Annotated in this window: 17 protein-coding genes; 1 reads left to right on the top strand and 16 read right to left on the bottom strand. The window is 37.7% G+C overall.

All coding sequences use genetic code 11. The annotated features are described in order from the left end of the window. Positions 1 to 21: 21 nt before the first annotated feature. The 14 genes from OC533_RS12775 to OC533_RS12710 all read right to left on the bottom strand — a co-directional run bounded on the left by OC533_RS12775 (position 22) and on the right by OC533_RS12710 (position 15,748). A complete protein-coding gene (locus OC533_RS12775) occupies positions 22 to 480 on the bottom strand; it encodes a cell division protein SepF (protein WP_003763262.1) in 459 nt (152 codons plus the stop codon). A gap of 3 nt (positions 481 to 483) precedes the next feature. Further along, entirely contained in the window at positions 484 to 1,173 is a 690-nt protein-coding gene (locus tag OC533_RS12770; RefSeq protein WP_194323618.1) for a YggS family pyridoxal phosphate-dependent enzyme, read from the bottom strand. Between the two features lie 120 nt (positions 1,174 to 1,293). Next, positions 1,294 to 2,472, bottom strand: a complete 1,179-nt coding sequence (gene ftsZ, locus OC533_RS12765; protein ID WP_003769589.1) for a cell division protein FtsZ — start codon at positions 2,470 to 2,472, stop codon at positions 1,294 to 1,296. Between the two features lie 66 nt (positions 2,473 to 2,538). Further along, positions 2,539 to 3,819 (bottom strand): cell division protein FtsA, encoded by a 1,281-nt coding sequence (gene ftsA, locus OC533_RS12760; RefSeq protein WP_003767733.1) that lies wholly within the window; start codon positions 3,817 to 3,819, stop codon positions 2,539 to 2,541. A 364-nt stretch (positions 3,820 to 4,183) separates the two neighbouring features. Beyond that, entirely contained in the window at positions 4,184 to 4,996 is an 813-nt protein-coding gene (locus OC533_RS12755; RefSeq protein ID WP_194323616.1) for a cell division protein FtsQ/DivIB, read from the bottom strand. 22 nt (positions 4,997 to 5,018) lie between these two features. Then, entirely contained in the window at positions 5,019 to 6,110 is a 1,092-nt protein-coding gene (murG, locus tag OC533_RS12750) for an undecaprenyldiphospho-muramoylpentapeptide beta-N-acetylglucosaminyltransferase (protein ID WP_262265267.1), read from the bottom strand. Further along, positions 6,107 to 7,474 (bottom strand): UDP-N-acetylmuramoyl-L-alanine--D-glutamate ligase, encoded by a 1,368-nt coding sequence (gene murD / locus OC533_RS12745; RefSeq protein ID WP_010991778.1) that lies wholly within the window; start codon positions 7,472 to 7,474, stop codon positions 6,107 to 6,109. The genes murG and murD overlap by 4 nt, the downstream gene beginning before the upstream one ends. A gap of 138 nt (positions 7,475 to 7,612) precedes the next feature. Continuing rightward, positions 7,613 to 8,587, bottom strand: a complete 975-nt coding sequence (gene mraY, locus OC533_RS12740; RefSeq protein ID WP_070753739.1) for a phospho-N-acetylmuramoyl-pentapeptide-transferase — start codon at positions 8,585 to 8,587, stop codon at positions 7,613 to 7,615. Between the two features lie 46 nt (positions 8,588 to 8,633). Beyond that, positions 8,634 to 10,109: a UDP-N-acetylmuramoyl-L-alanyl-D-glutamate--2,6-diaminopimelate ligase gene (locus OC533_RS12735; RefSeq protein ID WP_194323614.1), complete on the bottom strand. Its 1,476-nt coding sequence runs from the start codon at positions 10,107 to 10,109 to the stop codon at positions 8,634 to 8,636. Between the two features lie 171 nt (positions 10,110 to 10,280). Then, complete coding sequence (locus OC533_RS12730) at positions 10,281 to 12,539, bottom strand: penicillin-binding protein (RefSeq protein WP_003769597.1); 2,259 nt, start codon at positions 12,537 to 12,539, stop codon at positions 10,281 to 10,283. Further along, positions 12,536 to 12,898 carry a cell division protein FtsL gene (gene ftsL, locus OC533_RS12725; protein WP_003723754.1) on the bottom strand — a complete coding sequence of 121 codons (363 nt, stop codon included), beginning with the start codon at positions 12,896 to 12,898 and terminating at the stop codon, positions 12,536 to 12,538. The genes OC533_RS12730 and ftsL overlap by 4 nt, the downstream gene beginning before the upstream one ends. Positions 12,899 to 12,914: 16 nt before the next feature. Further along, positions 12,915 to 13,853 carry a 16S rRNA (cytosine(1402)-N(4))-methyltransferase RsmH gene (gene rsmH / locus OC533_RS12720; RefSeq protein WP_003769598.1) on the bottom strand — a complete coding sequence of 313 codons (939 nt, stop codon included), beginning with the start codon at positions 13,851 to 13,853 and terminating at the stop codon, positions 12,915 to 12,917. 12 nt (positions 13,854 to 13,865) lie between these two features. Next, positions 13,866 to 14,297, bottom strand: a complete 432-nt coding sequence (gene mraZ, locus OC533_RS12715; RefSeq protein WP_003763280.1) for a division/cell wall cluster transcriptional repressor MraZ — start codon at positions 14,295 to 14,297, stop codon at positions 13,866 to 13,868. A gap of 203 nt (positions 14,298 to 14,500) precedes the next feature. Next, positions 14,501 to 15,748, bottom strand: coding sequence for an MDR family MFS transporter (locus OC533_RS12710; RefSeq protein ID WP_185561452.1), 1,248 nt, complete (start codon positions 15,746 to 15,748; stop codon positions 14,501 to 14,503). A 114-nt stretch (positions 15,749 to 15,862) separates the two neighbouring features. On the opposite strand from OC533_RS12710, the gene OC533_RS12705 reads away from it, so the two are divergent. Next, a complete protein-coding gene (locus OC533_RS12705; protein ID WP_194323613.1) occupies positions 15,863 to 17,635 on the top strand; it encodes an SgrR family transcriptional regulator in 1,773 nt (590 codons plus the stop codon). On the opposite strand, the gene OC533_RS12700 is transcribed toward OC533_RS12705, so the two are convergent. Beyond that, the gene (locus tag OC533_RS12700; protein ID WP_003769601.1) at positions 17,607 to 17,993 is read right to left on the bottom strand and encodes a DUF3397 domain-containing protein; all 387 of its coding nucleotides are present in this window, start codon (positions 17,991 to 17,993) and stop codon (positions 17,607 to 17,609) included. The genes OC533_RS12705 and OC533_RS12700 overlap by 29 nt on opposite strands. Continuing rightward, entirely contained in the window at positions 17,986 to 18,891 is a 906-nt protein-coding gene (locus tag OC533_RS12695; protein ID WP_194323612.1) for a 2-dehydropantoate 2-reductase, read from the bottom strand. The genes OC533_RS12700 and OC533_RS12695 overlap by 8 nt, the downstream gene beginning before the upstream one ends. Positions 18,892 to 19,022: the final 131 nt, after the last annotated feature.

The raw sequence follows: 19,022 nt of genomic DNA, 5'->3' as shown, positions 1-19,022 counted from the left end.
CTAGTTTACACCTCTAATTCATTACATAAAGTTTTGTTCATCAAGCATTTCGGAAATAGAGCCATTTACTTCAACGTTATCTGGAGTACATAAGAAAATATTATTTCCAACACGTTGAATATCTCCACCTAACGCATAAACAGTACCGCTTAAGAAATCAACAATACGTGTCGCTTGGTCATGGCTAATGCGTTGTAAGTTTACAACAACCGTTTTATAATCTTTTAAGTAATCCGCAAGTTCTTGGGCTTCTGCATATACTCGCGGTTCTGCGAGTACCATACGACTAGAAAACTGTGCTCCCTGCATACTAACCACCTTCGCATCTTCTTCTTCAACGGCATAAAAACGATTTTTACTAGGTTTTTCTTTCTTCGTTTTCTTTTGCATAGGTTCTGGTTCCCTCGCTACTTCTTCTTCATAATATTCTTCCTCTTCATCTAAGAAAAAGAATGACTTAAATTTATTCGATAGTCCCATTTGTTACACCTCCATATTATCGTCACTCACCAAAGCTCTTCCTACTCGTATAAATGTAGCACCTTCTGTAATCGCAATTCCGTAGTCGTTTGTCATCCCCATAGATAACTCAGTACACGGAATATTTTTTAACTGAAGCGCATGAATTTCTTGCTGCAATTGCTTTAACTCATGAAATACGTGATGCAGCTCTTTGTCACTATTTGTAATAGGTGCCATTGTCATTAAACCAACAACCTCAATAAAATTGAAATCTGCTTCTTGTAAAAACGACAACGCCTCTTCTTTTGAAAAGCCATGTTTGCTTTCTTCCCCAGAAATATTTACTTGTAAGAAACATTTAATTGGTTTTGTCGCTCGCTTTTCAATTTCTTTTGCAAGAGAAGATCGGTCAAGCGAATGCAAATAATCGATTTCTGGTAAAACATCTTTTACTTTACGTGTTTGTAAAGAGCCGATGTAGTGCCAACAAATGTCATCCTTATCCGCAAGTTCTCTAGTTTTGTCTAGAAATACATCTGCCCGATTTTCACCAAAGTGACGAATTCCTAAATCATACAGCTCTGTGATTCCAGCTACATCAATCGTTTTTGTAACAGCTACTAAAGTTACATCTGTCTGTTGACGATTGCTTTTTTCACAAGATTGTTTTATTTGTGCAGTTACTTTTTCTAAATTAGCTTGTTTTGTCATTTGTTTAATCACCTTATATAATTCCCGAAGCGCTTCATTTAAAACGCTTCTTGTTATAATCAGATACCCGGTCACTTAATCACGCATTAACAGTGGCCGGGTGAAATTGTGTTATAAGTATTATCCGCGACGGTTACGGTTACGGATAAATGCAGGTACATCAACGTCTGAACTATTTTGTTGTGGTTCAGCTTGTGGTTGTTCGTGTACCGGATTATTTCCTTGTTGCGGTGCATTTTGCGCGTAATCATTTTGCGGCTCATCTTGCACAGCATAGCTTGGACGATTCACTTGAATGGATTGGTTAGGACGACGATTCGCTTGCGCTTGTTGTTGCGCTTGTTTTTCTTCATCAAAACCTGTTGCAATAACCGTTACAATCAATTCATCTTTTAATTCATCGTTAATAACAGAACCGAAGATCATGTTTACATCTTCATCAGAAGCGCTAGAAACGATTTCTGCTGCTTCTTGTACTTCATAAAGACTAAGGTTAGATCCACCAGTAATGTTCATTAGAACGCCTTTAGCTCCATCAACGGAAGTTTCAAGAAGTGGCGAAGAAATGGCTTTTTTAGCAGCTTCTGCGGCACGGTTTTCACCAGTTGCAATACCGATACCCATAAGTGCAGAACCGCGATTAGTCATAATTGTTTTTACATCGGCAAAGTCTAAGTTAATTAAACCAGGAACGGCAATCAAATCAGAAATCCCTTGTACCCCTTGACGTAAAACATTATCTGCTTCACGGAAAGCTTCAAGCATTGGCGTATTTTTATCAACAATTTGAAGTAAACGGTCGTTAGGGATAACAATTAAAGTATCCACCGCTTCTTTCATTGCTTCTGTTCCAGTTAGGGCTTGTTTCGTACGTTTTGGTCCTTCAAAACCAAATGGTCGTGTAACAACACCTACAGTTAAAGCGCCCATTTCTTTAGCGATTTGAGCGATAACAGGTGCAGCACCAGTTCCAGTTCCGCCGCCCATTCCAGCAGTTACGAATACCATATCAGAGCCTTTTAAAGCTTCTTCAATTTGTTCGCGACTTTCTTCTGCTGCTTTTTTACCAATTTCAGGTACAGCTCCCGCGCCTAAACCACGCGTTAATTTTGTACCGATTTGTAATTTTGTTTCTGCTTTTGCTAAATTAAGTGCTTGAGCGTCTGTATTAACGGAGATAAATTCTACTCCTTGAACACCATGCTCAATCATACGGTTTACAGCGTTGTTACCGCCGCCGCCAACACCGATTACTTTAATTGTTGCCAAACTTTCTGAACTAGTGTCAAATTCTAACATATTATTGCCTCCTATTTGCCGATTTATACGATTTGTTTTTCTTGCTGCCTTACCAGCTATTCGCTTTTATTCAAAAAATGCGCCGAAAAAATTCTTCATTTTTGTTGATACTTTTTCGTCATCTGATTTTTTTGGTTTTTGTTTAGGTTGTTTTGGTTTTGGTGCTTCGTCATCATAACGAGGCTCACTTGCGGTGCTACTTACATCGCGACCTTCTAATTCAGCCATTTGGTAAGCATATTTAATCAAACCTACTGCTGTTGTGAAGGATGGTTCGCGAACACCGATATAATCAGGAATCGCCAGTCTAACATGTGCTGCCAATGTTTTCCCTGCTAAATCAATAGCTCCTGGAATCGCCATTGAGCCACCAGTTAATACATAGCCTCCTGGAAGATGCGTTTTACCTACGCGGTTCAATTCTTCTACAACTAATTGGAAAATTTCTTCCATACGAGCTTCGATAATATCCGCTACTTCTACTTGTGTAAAATGTTGTTTTTGGTCACTACCGATAACATCAATTGCAAAAACTTCATCCGGAGAAGCATCATCATAAAATGCGTAACCGTGCTCTAATTTAACACGATCTGCATTGGCTGTAGATGTATTTAGTCCAAGCGATAAGTCTTTAGTGATATTATCTCCACCCACTGGAATAACACCAGTGTAAGTTAACCTTCCTTGCTCAAACACGCTAACAGTTGTCGTTCCTGCACCAATATTCACAAGAGCAGTACCGAATTCTTTATCGTCTTCAGATAAAGAGATAGATGCCTCAGCAAGTGGTTGTAAAGCAATATCAGAAATCTCTAGACCAGCACGTTCCACACAACGTAACGTATTATGTAAAATTGTTTTTGAGCCAGTGATTAGTGTGCCTTCCATTTCTAAACGAACACCAATCATTCCACGTGGATCGGTAATCCCAGTTAAACCATCCACAACAAATTGATCAGGAATAGTATTAATAATTTCTCGTTCAGGAGATAGAGGAACGACTTGAGCGGCATCCATCACATTCCAGACATCTTCATCTGTAATTTCCCGGTTTTCGCTACCTACTGCCACAATTCCTCGGCAAGCTTCTAAATGTACCTGACTCGATACTACCCCAACGATTACTTGAGAAATTTCAACGCCAACCATTCTTTCTGCTTGTTCAATTGCCTTTTTAATGGATTCTACAGTCTTGTCTATGTCGATAATAATCCCTTTTTTAATTCCGGATGACTCGACATTCCCAACACCGATAATATTGAGTCTATCGTCAGCCATTTCCGCGATGATTACTTTCACAGAAGCTGTTCCAATGTCCAAACTTACATAAATTTCGCTATCACCCATTTATCGGCACCTCCTTTTATTCTAGTCATTTAAAGTATAATATTTCATTTTTTATACCGAGCAAAGCCGGTTTTTTTTACTTGCTTGAAAAAGCGGTGTTACTTCTTTATTTATATGGCGTCAGTGTAGAATGATTCCCCATTCTGCCTAACATACAAAATCACTTATTTACAGTCTACACTAAGAAAGAAGGTAATAAAAGCACAAAGAACAATTTTTGGCAAATTCTTAAGATATTTTTTTCATTTTATTCAAAAAGCGAACAAGTGTTGGTATCGCAAGCTTGCAGGTCATCATTTTGTCACCTTTTTGACATATCTGTTAAGTGCTAGTTCGCCAAAAATGCGAGAGAAGAAACAAGTCTTTATTCGTTTTCTTTTTTCTTCTCCACGGCTTTTTCTTCGGCAGCTTTTTTTTCGGCGTTTTGTTGATAATAACTTTGGAAATAAGAACCTACTTCAATATCAATCACGCCTTTTTGTCCTTTCGCTAGTTGAGCGACAATTGCTGGATAATGCTGCATCTTTTCTGCAAAACTACTTATATCAGCTGAAACTTGATTGCCATCATTCATATATAATTCAATATGATTTTGATCGGTTTTCGTAGGACTATAAATCACTTCGGAAATAGAATTCACTACATCTTTTGGTAATTTGTTAATTTGCGCTACCATTTTTTCGAGCGTTTTACCATTTTTAAAATTCTGGAACAGTAAGTCGTTCCCTATTGGAAATTGTCTTGGTTGGTCTGTTAGCATAATGCCATTTTCAAGGACATCATAGTATTTACCGTCATTTTGTTGGTAACCAATCGTTTTATATTCTGTAATGTTAATTTTCACATCATTTAGGCCATCTTTAGAAACGGTTGCGCTTTTTATTAACGTGTTTTTTTCGAGCGTTTCTTCGGTTTTTCCGTTTCTTATTCCAAGGACAAATTCACCGGCAGTAAGCCCGCTTTCTTTACGAACTTCATTTTCAGTTAGTTGTTTATTTCCACTTACAGCAATTTTATCTAACTTACTCAGTGGGGAAAGGAAATAAAGTGTAATTAAGATTAAAATCGCAAAAATTCCGATTAAAATGGCTAAATGTCTTATTAACTTTTTTTTGCGGTATTTTTTTAATTCAGGTATACGGTTTTCGATGGAAACTACTCGTTTGTTTTCAGCCATTTTATTCGCCCCCTTCTGCAATTTATTTCATAATACTAAGGACTGTTTCTACCAGTTTTTGAGCTGCATCTGGGCGCCCCATTTGTTTAGCACTTAATTTCATACTATTTAATTTTGCTTCATCTGTTAAAATAGCATCTACTGTCGCCATTAAATCCGTCTCTTTTAATTCAGACTCGGTAATAACCACAGCCGCATTATTTTTTTCTAACGCGCGTGCATTATATTCTTGATGATTCGCGGTCACATAAGGGCTAGGTATTAAAATACTTGGCACCCCAAGCGCTGTAAGTTCAGCTATTGTAGTCGCTCCTGCTCTTGAAACAACAAGTGTCACAGCATTTAAAATCTTAGGCATATCATAAATAAATGGTTGAACACTAATATGATTCCCTAAATTCATCTCTCCTAAAGAATCTTTTATCTTTTCAAAATGGACATCACCTGTCACATACAACAATTGAAAATCTCGTTTATTCCATTCCGGCAAGATTGCTTCCACAGCTTCATTTATACCTCGAGCACCTCTACTACCTCCAAAAACAAGCACAGTAGGTTTTCCTGAAACTAAACCATATGCTTCTAGTGCGCCTTCACCGTCCACACCAACTACTTCTGAAGCTCGTGGATTTCCAGTGAAAACAATTTTCTCAGAAGCAAACGAATCACTTACTTCTTCAAAACAAATCGCGACTTTATCTGTGTAACGGCTTAAAAATTTATTTGTTAAACCAGCAACACTATTTTGTTCATGGATTAAAGTAGGTATTTTAAGCTTAGCGGCTGCATAAACCACAGGACCGCAAACATAACCCCCAGTTCCAATTACGACATCTGGTTTAAATTCCCGTAGAATTTGCTTGCTTTTTTTAGCTCCACTTAGAAAACGCATGACTGTTTTGATATTTTCAAGAGATAATGAACGTTTAAACCCGGTAATTTCTATTGATTCGAAAGGAATACCTTCTCGTTTAACGATTCCTGCTTCTAAGCCTTTTTCTGTTCCAATGTATAAAAATTCCGCTTCTGGATGTACTTTTTTTAATTCTCGGATGAAAGCAAGTGCTGGATAAACGTGACCTCCAGTACCACCACCGCTTATTGCTACTTTCATTTTTCCACCTCTTCTATTAGTTCACTGATTGCGTCCATGTAGGCATTTCCGCGAACTTCGAATGTCCGGTATTGATCCCAACTTGCACAAGCCGGTGAAAGTAAGATTATATCTCCTGGTGCTGACTCGCGATATGCAACCGGAACAGCTGCCTCTACATCATCCACATAATGCACTTCAATTCCTGCAATTTTCCCTACTCGACCAATTTTATCTGCCGTTTCACCAAAAACAATAAGTGATTTCACATTTTTGAAAAATGGTAGCAATTCGTCGAACGAGTTTCCGCGGTCCAGTCCTCCAGCAAGTAATACTACTGGATTTTTAAAACCTTTCAATGCGCTTTGAGTTGCTAGAATATTAGTTGCTTTAGAATCGTTATAAAATTTACGTCCTTGCCATTCCACTACAAATTGAGTTCGGTGCTCGACGCCTTTAAATGTTTCAAGGACATACATAATTTCTTCATTTGTCACACCTAATGTTTTGGCTACTGCTACAGATGCTAAAATGTTTTCTAAATTATGCTCTCCCGGAAGTAAAATGCTATCACGGGATCCGATTACTTCATCGTCAAACATAATATTGCCATTTTGGACGTAGCTTCCTTGTTCTAAGCGCTGCGTTGTTGAGAACGGAATAACTTGTGCCTTTGTTTGTTTAGTTAAATTCTTCAATTCTTCTTGATCCCAATTAATTACTAAGAAATCGTCTGCTGTTTGATTTTGTTGAATGTGCCATTTTGCTTGTACATATTCACTGCGGTCTGTATGGTAGTCTAGATGCGCTTCATAGATATTTGTAATTACAGAAATATGTGGCTTAAATGTTTGTACACCCATTAATTGGAAGGAAGATAATTCCATCGAAATATATTGATCGCTTGTTGCGTTTTCTGCAACAGCTGATGCCGGAAAACCGATGTTTCCTGCAAGCAAAGAGCTATTTTCTTTGTGTGCATTTAACATATGGTGAATAATCGTTGTTGTAGTAGTTTTCCCGTTAGTTCCAGTAATACCAACTATCGGCGCTTCAGAAATTTGGTAAGCTAACTCTACTTCTGTAATAACTGGAATTTTGAGTTTTAAAGCTTTTTCAATCATCGGGTTGTTATACGGGATCCCCGGGTTTTTAATTACGAGTTCAAATCCTTCATCTAATAATTCAATCGGATGCGATCCACAAATAACTTTAATCCCTTGTTCAAGTAATCCTTGTGCTTCTGGATTTTCACTAAAAGGTTTTTGATCGTTTACTGTGACGAATGCTCCTAATTTATGCATAATTGTTGCCGCGCTAACACCACTTCTTGCAAGACCTAAAACAAGCACTTTTTTGTGATGGTACATTTCAATTTTTTTCATTTCCTTTGGTTCCCCCATTTATATCAAAATTGGCGGTCGATTCTATGAGATTCACAAAAACGACGGAAAGCGCCAACCAGATTCTGTAAAAAACAGCCAACTAGAGACGCTTTTGCCGCAAAAATCACGGCGCTTTATTTAAAAGATAACAACACAGACTGAAATAATTGCTCCGATTAATCCGATTCCCCAGAACGTTAAAACAACACGCCACTCGGACCAACCACCAAGTTCGAAATGATGATGAATTGGTGTCATACGGAAAATTCGTTTTCCTCCCGTTGCCTTAAAGTAAAATACTTGTAAAATAACAGATGCAGTTTCAATAACGAAAATAATTCCGATTAAAAGTAGTAACCATTCTTGATGCACTAAAATCGAAACAGCTGCGATACTCCCACCTAGAGCAAGTGAACCAGTATCTCCCATGAAAATTTTCGCTGGGTTTTTATTAAATAGAAGAAATCCAAGCATTCCGCCTACAATCGCGAAACAGAAAATCGCTACATCCATTTGTTCTTGGTAAAAAGCAATCACACCAAAAGCAGAGAATGCAATAACAGATAGACCAGAAACAAGTCCGTCTAAACCATCTGTTAAATTAACTGCATTGGAGAAACCAACTAACCAGAACAAGATAAAGATAACGAAGAACCACCCGAGATCAATTTCTGTATTCGTAAATGGAATCTTAAGCGTTTCTGCAAAATCACTAAAATGATATACCAGATAGAATAAAATCGAAATCGCAACTTGACCTAAAAACTTCTGCTTCGAAGTGAGGCCTAAGTTACGTTTTTGAACTACTTTGATATAGTCGTCCAGAAAACCTAATGCGCCAAATAATGCCAGCGTAATGAATAGTAGCCAAGTAGCCGCACTAACTTCACCACTGATGAATGAAAAAATCAAAAAGCTAATGAGCATGGCAGTAATAAAAATAACCGCACCCATAGTTGGTGTTCCTGATTTCTTTTCGTGCATTTTCGGGCCTTCATCCCGAATACTTTGGCCAAATTTTAATTTCACCAAGAAAGGTATAAATAGTGGGACACCTATCACCGTAATGATAAAAGCCACTGCAAAAGTTGATACTAACATGTATAAAGACACAATAAATTCTCCCCAATCTGTTTGTCAAAGCACTTCACTTCATATTTTATGCGAGTCCGAGTTTTTTTTCAATAGCTATTCGAGCTTCTACGCGATCATCGAAATCAATAACCTCATCACCAATCACTTGATAATCTTCATGCCCTTTACCAGCAATCAGAATAACATCCCCTGCTTCTGCCATATTTACTGCATAACGAATGGCATCGCGACGGTTCTCATGAACAACGTATGAATCGCTCCCTGGAACACCTTGAATCATATCTTCAATAATCGCATGTGGGTCTTCACTACGCGGATTATCTGATGTAAAAATTGGATTTGTCGCATAGTCAACAGCAATTTTTGCCATTTGTGGTCGTTTTCCTTTATCACGGTCACCACCACATCCTACGACAACAAAGACACGTTTTTCGGCAAATTCATCAATCGTTTGTAGAACATTTAACAAGCTGTCAGGTGTATGAGAATAATCCACTATTACTGGAAAATCTTGTCCTGCATTTACGAGCTCAAAACGTCCTTTTACCCCTGGAATGCTCTCAACCGTTGCAATTGCATTTATAACTGGAATACGTAGCGCAAAACTTGTAGCAATCGCGGCTAATACATTATATACGCTGAAATTTCCAATCATTTTTATTTTTAATGCGAAATCTCCAACTGGTGTTTTTAAATCAAAAGTTGAGCCATGGCTTGTAATTTGAATGTTAGATGCGCTAAAATCAGCCGGTTCTTTTATCCCAAAAGTTATAATGTGCGCGGCTGTTGCTGTTTGCATTCGAACGCTTTCTTTATCATCTGCATTTAAAACAGCAATTTTGGGATTACTCAAGTTATAACTGTTACCAAGCTGCGCGAACAATAAGCTCTTAGCGTAAGCATATTCTTCCATTGTATGGTGATAATCTAAATGATCTTGAGATAAATTCATAAATACTGCTACGTCATAATCTGAACCGTATACGCGGCCCTGAACTAATGCGTGAGAAGAGACTTCCATTACTGCTGTACTCACACCACTCAGAAGCATATCGCGAAAAGTTTCTTGCAAGGTTAGGCTGTCTGGCGTCGTATTTTTTGTTTCTAAAATTTCATCGCCAATTTTACGATACATCGTACCAATCAAGCCAGTTTGCTCGCCGTTTTCGCGAACAATTTGTTCTACTAAATGGCTAACGGTTGTTTTACCATTTGTCCCTGTAATCCCAACTAGTTTTAACGCTTGGGTTGGAGAACCATAAAAGTAATCCGCTAACATTGCCATTGCTCGTTTAGAATCTCTAACATAGAGAACTGGCACGGAAACATCTAATTTTTTTTCAGCGACAATTGCTACTGCACCAAGCTGAACGGCGCGGTCAGCGAACTGATGTCCGTCCACTATTTCTCCATCTATACAAATAAATAAGGTACCCGGTTGTACTTTTCTACTATCTTGCGCAATTTGGTTAACTTCAATTGCTACACTTGCTTCTCCAGTATAGACCGGGATAGCTTGCATTAGTTCTTTTAACTTCATTCTTGCCATCTCCTCAAACTTATTCTTTCTGTTAGTTTTGCTAAAATCAAAAAGAATCCTTTTCTATCTTAGCAAAAACAACAAAGTATATCTACCACGACTAAAGACATAGATTGCTTTTAAAGTTAGAAGTATGCCACTTTACTCAGCTGACATACTTCTATCTTCCTATTATTCATTCAGTAAATCACCTATACCTGCATTTTCTCGAATGTCTGTCGCTTTTTTATTTTGCTCCGCTGTATCTTGGTCATGATTTTGGTTAAAGTCACCAATTTGTTCTGGCGAGGCGAGCGTTATTTTCATTTTCGTTTCACTATTGATTACGCTACCCGCCGAAACGCTTTGACTTTTCACATAACCATTTCCACTAAACTCAAAAGGAATACCAGTGATTTCTGAGACTTTTAGCGCGTCAACTTTCGACCAATTCACCATATCTGGAGCAGTCATATCTCCATCAGTCATCAGAATTACTTTTTGTCCTTGCATGATTTCGCTATTTGCTAGTGGAAGTTGTTGAACAATTTTTTTGCCATTACCAACAACTACGGGTTCAAGCCCTTTGTCTTGTACAGCTTTTTTAGCTTCGTCTACTGTTTTTTCAGCTACAACAGGAACTTTTTCACTGGCTAGTTTTTCAACATCGCCCGGTTTAATGTTCATGTATTGTAAGCTGTTTTTCATTACAGGATTAAATACTTCGGAAACTGCTTCCCCACCTGTTTGGCTACCAGATAATTGCGGTTGTTGCATGGTCACATATATCACGAGTTCAGGATTATCAGCAGGTGCCATTCCTAAGAAAGAAAAAATATAATTTTCTGCCCCAGTCATGTACTTACCTGTTTTTGAATCTGGAATTTGTGATGTTCCTGTTTTACCAGCTACATCATAACCAGGAATCGCATATAGTTTACCTGTTCCGTTTCGACCGCTAATAACATTTTTTAGTTCATCTCGAGTTTTCTTAGCTGTTTCGGCGCTGATTGGTTTTCCAGCGATTTTGGTTTTTGTTTCTGTCTCTTCTCCAGTATTCGTATCTTTGACGCTTGAAACCACATAAGGCTCTTTCATCGTGCCGTCACTTGCAATAGCAGATGCGGCTTGAATCATTTGCATCATCGAAACTGTTGTCCCTTGACCGAAGACAGTTGTTACTTTTTCAATCGGGTAGTTATAAAGAATTTTTCCTTTTGTTTCATTTGGTAAAGCAATGCCTGTTTTCTTGCCAAAACCAAATTTATCTAAATAGGTTTTAAATGTATCAGTGCCCATTTTGTTTAGCAGTTTAGCGAACGCAACGTTACTTGAACGTTCTACGCCTTCGCGGTATGGAATCGAGCCCCATCCATTCCCATTATTATGGTCATGAATTGCGATATCGCCAACTTTATAGGAACCTGATTGATAGTATTCGTTTGGATTATAAACGTTTTTATCAATAGCAGATGCTAAAGAGATGATTTTCATTACGGAACCTGGTTCATAAGCATATTCTACTGGTAAATCTTGCCAAATGCTCGAACTGTTTCCAGTAATTGTCGACCTGTCAGCCGGATTAAATGAAGGACGTTGACTAATTGCCAAAATCTCTCCTGTTTTCGGATCTGCAACTACGGCCATCATATTTTTCGGTTTATATTTTGCATCGACAGTTGTCATTGTATCTTCTAAAAAGGTTTGGATTTTTTTGTCCAATGTTAAGGTAATATCCTTACCGTCTTTTGCTTCTGTTACTTTGTTTTTTGAGTCAGGCAAAATATAGCCCATTCGGTCGGTGCTATAATCGATTTTCCCATTTTTGCCTGTTAGTATATCGTTATAGCTGGATTCAATTCCCATTTTACCTTCTAATTTGGTAGTGTTTTTTTCTTCTTCTTGTTGCGCAAAGCCGATTAATTGTGTCGCGAAAGTACCATTAGGATAGAAACGTTCTGATTGACGAGTAAATTCAATGCCTGGTAAATTTTCTTTGTCGATTTTAGCTTTTGTTTCTGTAGAAATATTTTTCCCCGCAGAGCCAAATTCAACTTGGTATTTACCTTTTTCATTGAGTTTATCTAGAATATCAGATTCGTCCATAGGAATATATTTTGCAAGAATACGAGCTGTTTTTTCTTCATCAACTACTCGCATCGGATTTTTCGTTGTTTTGGATAATTTATCACTAACTACCGCTGCAATCGTGTAAGAAGCCGTATCCTCTGCTAGCACTTCTCCTTTTCGATCTAAAATGGAGCCGCGTTTTGCTTCGAGAACACTGCTTTTTAAATGTTGTTTAGATGCTTTAGCTGCTAGCGGAACCCCATTTGCTTCTCCCGTAATTTGCAAATAAAGAAAACGGCCAGAAACTAAGAGAAAGAGAATTGTGAAAAAGATAAAAAGCACAAGAGCTCCCCTTCTCATGTTACCTATACGCCGTTTCATTGACCATCTACCACTTTCACATTATCGCCATCAAGTTTTAACCCTTTTTCTTTAGCGATTTTCAAAATACGTTCATATCTTCCTAAATCTTTTACTTCTACTTTTAAGTCTTCATTTGATTTTTGTTGTTCGAGAATTTTTGTTTCTTTTGTTTGAATTTCTTGGTTCACTGTATAAATTTGAGCTTGTACACTGATGATTCGAAAAGCAACAACTAAAACAATCGCAAGCGCAATCGTGATGATTACTTTTTCTCCAAGTGTCATTTGACCACGTTTTAGGATTTGTTTTTTAGGCTGTTCCGCTTCTCTATGTACTCTATTTGGCTCGAGATTTGATTTATAGGCGACATTGCTCACATTTTTTCAACTCCTGCTATTTAATAATTTTTTCGATTACACGTAATTTTGCAGAACGTGCTCGGTTGTTTTGTTCCAGTTCCTCTTCACTTGGTACGATTGGCTTTCTTGTAGCAAGTTTGAAATCTGGTTTATATTCATCTGGAATGACTGGAAGACCTGGTGGTAAATCTGGTCCTTTTGTCGCTTCTTGGAATAAGTGTTTTGTTATGCGGTCTTCTAATGAATGAAACGTGATTACGCTAATTCTGCCGCCTGGTTTTAATAATGTTAAGGCATTTTCAAGAGAATCTTCTACCGCACCAAGTTCATCGTTAACGGCAATTCGGATTGCTTGAAAAGTACGTTTCCCTGGATGTCCGCCTTTTCTTCTTGCTGGCGCCGGGATAGCTGTTTTGATGATGTCTACTAGTTCGCCGGTTGTTTCAATAGGTTTTACTTCACGACGACGTTCGATTTCACGAGCAATTTGTTTAGAGAATTTTTCTTCGCCGTATTGGAAAAAGATGCGAATCAAGTCTTGGTAAGACCATTCGTTAACAACTTTTTTCGCCGTCAGTTCTTGCTCTTGATCCATACGCATATCAAGCGCTGCATCTTGGTGATAACTAAAGCCGCGTTCTCTTTCGTCTAATTGAGGGGAAGAAACACCTAAATCATATAAAATCCCATCAACCGCTTCAATTCCGCGCTCGTTCAAAGCTTCTTTCATATAGCGGAAATTTGATTTAATAAAAGTTACTCTATCGCTATATTCTGCTAGTTTAATTTTTGCATTATCAATTGCTGTTTGATCTTGGTCAAAAGCAAATAAGTGCCCTTGTTCATTAAGCTTATTTAGTAAATACTCTGAGTGACCTGCGCCGCCAAGTGTTGCATCGACATAGATTCCGTCTGGTTTTACTTCAAGCATATCGACTGTTTCATGTAGTAGTACGGTTTCGTGCTTAAACATGCAAATTCCCCCTTAAATATCAAAGCCAATCATATTTTCAGCTAAATCAGCAAAGGACTCTTCTGCCTCGTTAAAGACATTATCCCACTCTGATTTACTCCAAATTTCAATACGACTTGAAACCCCGATAATTACTGTTTCTTTTTCCAAATCCGCATACTGTAGTAAGTTGGATGGAATATTTATCCGGCCTTGTTTGTCTAGTTCGCATTCAGACGCACCGGAAAAGAAGAAACGTGTAAAGGAACGAGCATCTTTCTTAGTAAGTGGTAAGGTTTGGAGCTTTTCTTCAAGCTTTTTCCATTCCTCTTGTGGATAAGCAAATAAACACTTATCAAGTCCTCGGGTTATAACAAAATTATCCCCCAAAAGCTCACGGAATTTAGCTGGCACAATTAATCTGCCCTTTATATCGATGTTATGTTGATATTCTCCCATGAACATTAGACTTCACCCACTTTCCTAAATACCACTTTACCACATCTCCCCACTTCGCACCACCCAAAACCTAAAAAAGTGTAAAAAAAAATCACTCTACTATTTAAGTAGAATGATCAAACCCTTATTTAAAGCCATTTTAACTACAATTCCTTTTTTAAAATGATTGTGGGGCCGGGTGGAGGGATTCCCCACTTCTCACCTAAAAACTATTTTGCTAATACTTTTTTCCAACCCGATTTTAATGCAGTTGCGGAAAAAACAATACTTAAAACCCCTAGTAAAATCGTAAAAGTCGCCATACCATACTTACCAATAAAAGGTGCAAATACAAGGCTCACTGAACCAATCATTTTACCAATTTGGAAAATAATACCGTTAAACGCCATATATGCCCCGCGTCTGTTATCGTCCACAATTGCGGCTAAAATCGTTTGACGCGTAGGCACGTAAAGCAACTCTCCAATAGAAAGAACTGCCGTCGCTAGTAGTAAAACGGCTAGATTATTCGCAAAAGCACACACCGCAAAACCTATAGCAAATAAAGTAAACCCAACGTACATAATAGGTTGTTGCGCTCTTTTTGTTACGAACCTTGCAACCGGAACTGTGAAAAGAACGATAAACAAAGTATTCACTGCCGTTAAAACGCTGACTATTTGTACGCCATTTAGAGTAATGTTTCCGAGTGGACCGAAATGAACGAGCAAAGCCTGAAAATCTTCAGCTAAACGTACGGAAATGTAATTGCTCCGTTGAAATTCAATCGACATAACTGCAATTCCACCAATAGTATATAGAAGAAAACGGTAATCATGTAACACTTGCCCATAATTTTTAAGCATTCCTACTAACCCGTAAGATCCTTTTTCTAACACTGCTTTTTGCTTTAATGTTTCTGAAATCAAGCTTATAGTAAGCCATGCAGTGACGAATGACATAATGAAGAGCGCAACGAGTAACGGAAATAAGTAATCCACGAAAAACCAACCACCTACAATAATCCCTATCATCATAGATAAATTATTTGCCCAGTAACTAACCGAATACATAAAAGAACGATTTTCCGGCGTACTTACATCAATCAACATCGCTTCTCCAGCAGGATTTATGAGTCCTTGCGCCACACCAATAAGAAGTAGCATCACAAACGTTATCCATGGTGAATGGAAAATCGGCGAATTACAAAGCACCATTCCTAGAAAGGCAAATACTTTAAGAAGTTCCCCTGCCACCATCAGTTTTTTACGACCAATAATATCCGCCAAATGCCCGCCATACATACCCGCAAGAAACTGCGCCAATACATTAATCATCAAGAGAATTCCCGCGACCTTACTATTAATTTCCATTGAAAAATAAATTGCCATAAAAGGAAAAATCATTGACCCGATTATTTTACTTAAAAATTGAATCAATATCCGCGCACGAATATTTGGATGTAACTCTTTAAACATGGAATCCCCTCCATTGCAATTTTTCTGACTTCTCTGTTAGTATAAAAGGGAAACAGAAAGATAAAAAGGGTATTTAAAAACATAAATTGTCCCCTTTTAGATTGGAGCTGGCTCATGGACAAAGATTATTTCACTATGCGCGCGCATTTATATGAACAAACTACAGATTTAGAAGTACCTTTTAAACTAAATAATTTAGCAGATATTTGGTTTTGTACTACTAAAAATGCCAAGCGAAAATTGCAGCAATACCAATCAAAGAACATGCTCACTTATTTACCGGGGCTTGGTCGCGGAAATGTTTCACGGCTTATTTTTTCGAAACAATTAGAAGATGAAGTTCTGGAAGTTTTGGAGCAAAGTTTAGCAAAAGATGCATTTAGCGATATATTATTTCTACTACAATTACCAATACCAAAAAGTTGGTTTTCGAGTATATCTACTGAAATTCAGCACATGTTTGGTTTACAAGTAACAGAAAATCAGCAAGAAATACTCCGCTCTATTGTCCGGCGCAAACTTACTACGCTTGATCCGCTGCAAACCTCTGTTTCAATGGAAGCTTTTTTAATTACACAAATCAGTGATACTCTTGTAAAATATGATGAACAAAAAAAGACCATCATTCCCCATATTGCCCATAATTGGAAAGTTTCCGATGATTACACAGAATGGACTTTTTATTTACGAAAAAGTGTTTTATTTCATCATGGGCGTATGCTTGATAGTGAAGACGTCAAGCACACCCTACTCCGTTCGAAGGAAACAAATTCGGTAAGCGCCTGGCAACTAAAATCAATTAAAGCAATTCAATGTGGAAATAAATTTACCATTACGATTTATTTAAACAAGCCAGATCCTTTTTTCATTCGCTATTTATGTACTGCCAATATGGCGATTTTGCCACGCGACGTGGTTTTTGATGAATACAAATGGATTTCAACGGGGCCTTTTCGGATAGTAGAGCGAAATGACGAACGCCTAGTCTTAGAAGCATTTGACGCTTATTTCTTAGAGCGCCCTCTTCTTGACCGAGTAGAATTTTGGACAGCTCAAACCGGAGACACTTTAACAAACATTCCGATGCAGTTTACTTCCGTTGATTACGAGGAAAATAAAGCTTATGTTGAACGTCGCAAACTAGGTGTCGGTGTCAACTTTATTTGTTTTAATACCCATCGGCAAGGCGTCCCGCAACATCCAGCTTTTCGCGAAGCAATTTATCAACTAATAGACTGCCAAATAGCTAGTGAGCAAGGTTTCGAAAATTACGGCACAATCGCTTCGAATTACTTTCCAGAAAAATCGATTGCTCCTATTAAAAACCCTGACAAAATTGCCGACTTATTAAAAGAAGCAAATTACCAAGGAGAAAAAGTCATATTTGCAACAACACAGCATCCTACCGCTTTAAAAGAATCGAAATGGATTCGTGACCGGGCGGCACAATTCGGAATTACGCTTGAGCAAAAAATCATAACTCATCATGAAGCTTCTTATTCAAATGTACCAAAAGAGGAAACGGACTTGATGATGATGGGAGAAATTCCAGCTTCTGATAACGAGATGGCTTATTTGGATTTCTTAAATAACCCTTACCTTTTACCACAACAGCTACTTAATCCAAGTATTCTCCTCGAACTTTCGAAAAAATTAGATGCAATGAAATTAGAAAAAAGCGCCTCCAAAAGAGACGCTTTGCAAACGAATATCGATCGTTATCTAACCGAAAATAACTATTTAATTTATTTACATCATCCAGAAAAAAGCCAATCGCTCCATTCCATGATAAAAGGTATTGCAGAAAATCCATATGGCTACTTTGATTTAAGTAAAGTATGGATTGAAACAAAACCGCTTAAAAAAGTAAAATCAAACTATAAATAATGCCATATAAATAAAAAACGACATATAGTAAGGCGAAAATGAAGAAACAAAGTCTCCAGTAACCACGAAGGATTTTGCGAAACTGAATCTCGCCTTCTTTTTTTGCAGCTAACACCACAATAACGATGCCTAAGATAAATAAAAACAACAAAATATAAAGTAAAAACGAACGGTTAAAGATAACAATCATAAAAAAGTGTACCGCGATAATTAAGAAAATTGTCGATAAATCCGCTGCCAACATAATTCTCCGTTGCGGTTTCCGAAATTTAAAACGCGCTAAAAACAAAGTAAGTACAAATACCACTACGGGTAAAATAATAATAATAGCAGTTGAATTAGTTAACCAATCAAACATGACGTTCTCCTTCCAATCCTTTAATAATCTGGTAAAGTGTCCGAAGTGTAGGAAGGGAAGTTTCTGTTTGGTCCCCTTTTTCTAAAATTGGTAGCACAATCCCATCAATTTCTGTCATACGTTCATTCATACAGTCAAGTGCCATCGAAGAAAAGTTAAGCGCAGTCGTTCGGCAAATCGTCTCAACTTTCTCTAATGCATTTTCTATCGGTAAGACAGTTTCAACTTCATTTACTACCCTTATTAACAAACGATGCCATTCTTGATTTTCTAAAAGTTTCCCATTTTGAACACCAAGTACCGCTGTTAAAGGGTTAATCACTGCATTGATAAATAATTTTTCTTGGATAATTGCTTGATAATTCGCATGTTTTTCAATCGGAAAAGCTGGGCTAGACGTTAGTAATTCTTTTAGGTAGTCATTCAGTTCTCCTTGGAAAATGCTATATTTTGTTCGGCCGTGTCCGCGCCAAATAACGGTCGTATCATCCTCGCGACCTGCCCCGTGCTCGCTAATGCCTAATAAAATCGTGCGTGTTGTCCCAAGCTCACTTAAGCGTTCTAGATGTCCGGCGCCATTTTGAATGAATAAAATCGGGATTTTTGTCGGTAGTTTTTGAAGTATTGGTATTATTTCATTTAAGGAATACTGCTTTACGGCGATAATTAGTAACTGTTGTTTAATTAACTGTTCTTCTTCGGTAATCTGTGCTGCATGAATATGTATATTTTTTGTTGTTTCATTGTCTATTAATGAAATTCCTTTTTGATTTAATAAATCCGCTTGTTCTTTTCGATGTGTAAAAAGGGTGAGCATAGATTTATCAGCGAAATTAGCTGCGTATAACAGTCCCATTGCTCCCGCGCCAATAATCCCAACATTTATTTGGTTTTCCATTGATTTCAGCTCCATATTGGTTGATGCTTTTATTTTATCAGAAGTGGCGATTCTTTGCACTTTTGCGCGCAAACAAAAACCTCGAAAGACCCATGGCGTCTTTCGAGGTTCGTCTTCAACAAGTGAAACGT

Origin of the sequence: Listeria sp. Marseille-Q6474 (assembly GCF_946902005.1) — a bacterium.
Classification (GTDB): Bacteria; Bacillota; Bacilli; order Lactobacillales; family Listeriaceae; genus Listeria; species Listeria innocua.
Note: the sequence above shows the minus strand (reverse complement) of the source record. Positions and strands in the feature narration are given on the sequence as shown.